The sequence below is a fragment of the SAR324 cluster bacterium genome (assembly GCA_015232315.1).
Classification (GTDB): domain Bacteria; phylum SAR324; class SAR324; order SAR324; family NAC60-12; genus JADFZZ01.
In genome coordinates this window covers 1-2,619 of record JADFZZ010000083.1, presented here as the reverse complement: position 1 = coordinate 2,619, position 2,619 = coordinate 1, and the positions used below count along the sequence as shown (strand labels likewise).

Annotated in this window: 5 protein-coding genes and 1 pseudogene; all 6 read right to left on the bottom strand. The window is 36.8% G+C overall.

Going from position 1 to position 2,619, the window contains the following annotated elements:
- Window positions 1–127 precede the first annotated feature (127 nt).
- Window positions 128–220, bottom strand: a pseudogene (locus HQM11_21395) (hypothetical protein).
- A 193-nt stretch (window positions 221–413) separates the two neighbouring features.
- Entirely contained in the window at window positions 414–947 is a 534-nt protein-coding gene (locus tag HQM11_21390) for a DUF1697 domain-containing protein (GenBank protein MBF0353594.1), read from the bottom strand.
- 249 nt (window positions 948–1,196) lie between these two features.
- Window positions 1,197–1,478: a hypothetical protein gene (locus HQM11_21385; GenBank protein MBF0353593.1), complete on the bottom strand. Its 282-nt coding sequence runs from the start codon at window positions 1,476–1,478 to the stop codon at window positions 1,197–1,199.
- The gene (locus HQM11_21380; GenBank protein MBF0353592.1) at window positions 1,475–1,756 is read right to left on the bottom strand and encodes a hypothetical protein; all 282 of its coding nucleotides are present in this window, start codon (window positions 1,754–1,756) and stop codon (window positions 1,475–1,477) included. The genes HQM11_21385 and HQM11_21380 overlap by 4 nt, the downstream gene beginning before the upstream one ends.
- 211 nt (window positions 1,757–1,967) lie before the next feature.
- Window positions 1,968–2,231 carry a DUF2442 domain-containing protein gene (locus HQM11_21375; GenBank protein MBF0353591.1) on the bottom strand — a complete coding sequence of 88 codons (264 nt, stop codon included), beginning with the start codon at window positions 2,229–2,231 and terminating at the stop codon, window positions 1,968–1,970.
- A complete protein-coding gene (locus HQM11_21370) occupies window positions 2,228–2,530 on the bottom strand; it encodes a DUF4160 domain-containing protein (GenBank protein MBF0353590.1) in 303 nt (100 codons plus the stop codon). Before HQM11_21370 ends, HQM11_21375 begins: the two co-directional genes overlap by 4 nt.
- Window positions 2,531–2,619 lie beyond the last annotated feature (89 nt).

The window sequence follows — 2,619 nt, the reverse complement described above, 5'->3', positions numbered from 1 at the left end:
GAGTCCGACGGTCTTCAACCATCGGACTTCCTATACCTCACTGCCCTGAAAAATCATATTTTGTATGCCTAAACGACGATGACATAACTGCTGTGCTTTGCATAGATGTGGTTGGTTTGGCGCTTACACCATAGTAAATGTGGAAATGTGGTGGTGGATGTTCACCTGGTGCAAAATATATTCGTATGATAATACCATAGAACATGGAAATGGTTGGCATCATTGCTCCTTCTTAAATCGCTTGTAAATTCGTTCTCAGCATATCCCAACGATTGAGGTCAGTTGCCCCCACCACCTGAAAAGGATGAGGATTGATCTCTTTGAAATTGAAACTAAACTTTGCCGAAGCCGAGCCGTGGTGGGGGTCAACTGCACTGACTTGTTAGACATTCTTTCAAAGAATACATAGCCGTTCATGAGTTTGTAAGTTTTGCAAGTTGTCGAGCTGTATTAATATTACGAATTGTCATTCTCTCATACTGAACATGGCCAATTATTTTATTGATGTGACTTTTGTTATAATTTTTTCGGGAGACATTCCAAAAAATAGCTCCTTTCACATATCGAATATCTACAAATTCCCTACGAACAGGAAGATTTTCCAATGTTTTTTCGCTATCTGCACTATTGAATAAATAGGCAACGTCAGTCTTTTGGGAGTCGTCGTTTCGCCACTCAGTTGGAATCGCTTTGATTATTAGGTCTAGCTCTAAAGATGACTTAACTAATATAGGAATTCTTTGTCCTGTGAGTTTTGTAAGGCTCTCTTCAATTGAAGATTCAATTTCTATTTTCTGTAGTTCTGAATCAAATATTACGTTTCCAGAATTAAGATAGGTGATCACGTTCTCAAAGCCAATCTTTTCAATAAGAGACCTCAAGCTCGCCATTGGAACCTTTACAGATTTTCCAACATTGATGCCTCTGAGTAATGCTGCATACCTCATTAATTTTCCTTTTTTTAATAAAGTAGATCAATTCCAAAATCACAGGTCTAACGCATAGGTCAGTGGTTGACGGGGGAACACTGAATGTTGAAAAAAAGACGCACTGAAAATTACTGAAATCTTTGGGAAAAACCGCACCCCGTCAATCCACTGCACCGTCTTGTTGGGGCATTATAAGTTGATATTTTCCAAATAGTTTTTGATATATTCCAATACCTTTTCCAAATTCATCACCTCAGAATCTTCAACTTATTCCTCAATTCCTACATGTTTATGAAAAGGAAACGTATTCGTGTTTTGATGATGGGGAGCATTGTCCCATCTCACTTTGCATTGGCATAGGTTATCTTGCCAATGAAAGGAGTATTTTCTACTGCCATCCATGAATAGATAATCACGAACATGCAAAATCATCCCTTGAATCAGATGAATTTGTATGACCATTTCATAGCCATTTCCCAACATTCTGAATTTCTGGATCTCATAATCCTCAATGAGGTCATGGTACTTTTGAAAAATATCCAGAATCATGGGGTATTTTCCTTTAGAAGATTATTCCAGTATTGAATTCCTTCCTCGGCAAACCGCCATGACATCCAATCATTTTCTAATTCTTCCGTAGCGGTATGCTGTTTGAATTGATGATCAAATGATGAAAATTTCATGTGATATTTTGTCTCATACCAATCTACCTCGGCTCTGAATTCAGAGCGTTTTTGATATGCCATTAGCGTCGCGACTTCATCAAGAATTTGTTCACGAGAAACCTGTAAACTTTGAAAAACTTTTTCCTGTAACACTGTATCCATACTCTTACCATAGAATAATTTTCAAATATAACAAACGTCACCCTAAGTCACATTATTCATTATATTCTTCCGGTCAATATGTTTTTGATTTCTGCCCAACGGTGAGTTCAGGCTTTTGTGAGGAACGCCGAACTTTGAAAAAAACTGAATACTTGAAATTGTGCACCAAACTTTGAAAAAACCGCCCCCACAAATAGACTGGAACGACTGGTTAGCCAATTTGCTTGTCATAAAGATCATCATTGGAAAAGGATAAATCGTAATCATTCCAATGGAGATGACCATATTCAAAGGTAAATTGTTTAAATCGTTTGAGGTCGAGGTATTTACGTATTTCTGGATGCTGAGATCTTCTAAGGAAAGGTTCAAAATCAATAATTCTTTGTTTTTCATTATTGAATAATAGCTTGATTTTATAACCTGACAAATATTCAACCTCTGTGATTTCAATAAAATCAATGGCTACTGTTGTCATTTGATCCTCTTGGTAATTTGTTTGGCCGTGATTTGTTTGTGAAGAACAAAATAATCGATCCAACTTTGTACAATTTCATCCGCATAATGCCTGACTAATTTTTCAAAATCTTTGAGTTGAACACCAGTAAGAGGTTTTGATTTTGTGGTCACGATTCTCACGTCAACAACTTTGCCCTCTTGCACTACAATTTCGGCTTTGCTTTCTCGATCTTGATAACGACCATGTACATGGATGGGTTCATGCTCATTGGAATGAAACAAAATCATAATACCCAAATATTCATAAAGTTTTGGCATGTATTTCCTGATGTCGGAAACAGGTACAATATTTCTTTTCAGTTATAAATTTATTGTAAATGAGATCACTGAAAGAGTGAAGCATCGCT

What these genes read in the sequence shown, in the direction of transcription:
- HQM11_21390 (MBF0353594.1), bottom strand. Translation starts at nt 947, where the DNA reads ATGAGGTATGCAGCATTACTCAGAGGCATCAATGTTGGAAAATCTGTA.
- HQM11_21370 (MBF0353590.1), bottom strand. Translation starts at nt 2,530, where the DNA reads ATGCCAAAACTTTATGAATATTTGGGTATTATGATTTTGTTTCATTCC.
- HQM11_21375 (MBF0353591.1), bottom strand. Translation starts at nt 2,231, where the DNA reads ATGACAACAGTAGCCATTGATTTTATTGAAATCACAGAGGTTGAATAT.
- HQM11_21385 (MBF0353593.1), bottom strand. Translation starts at nt 1,478, where the DNA reads ATGATTCTGGATATTTTTCAAAAGTACCATGACCTCATTGAGGATTAT.
- HQM11_21380 (MBF0353592.1), bottom strand. Translation starts at nt 1,756, where the DNA reads ATGGATACAGTGTTACAGGAAAAAGTTTTTCAAAGTTTACAGGTTTCT.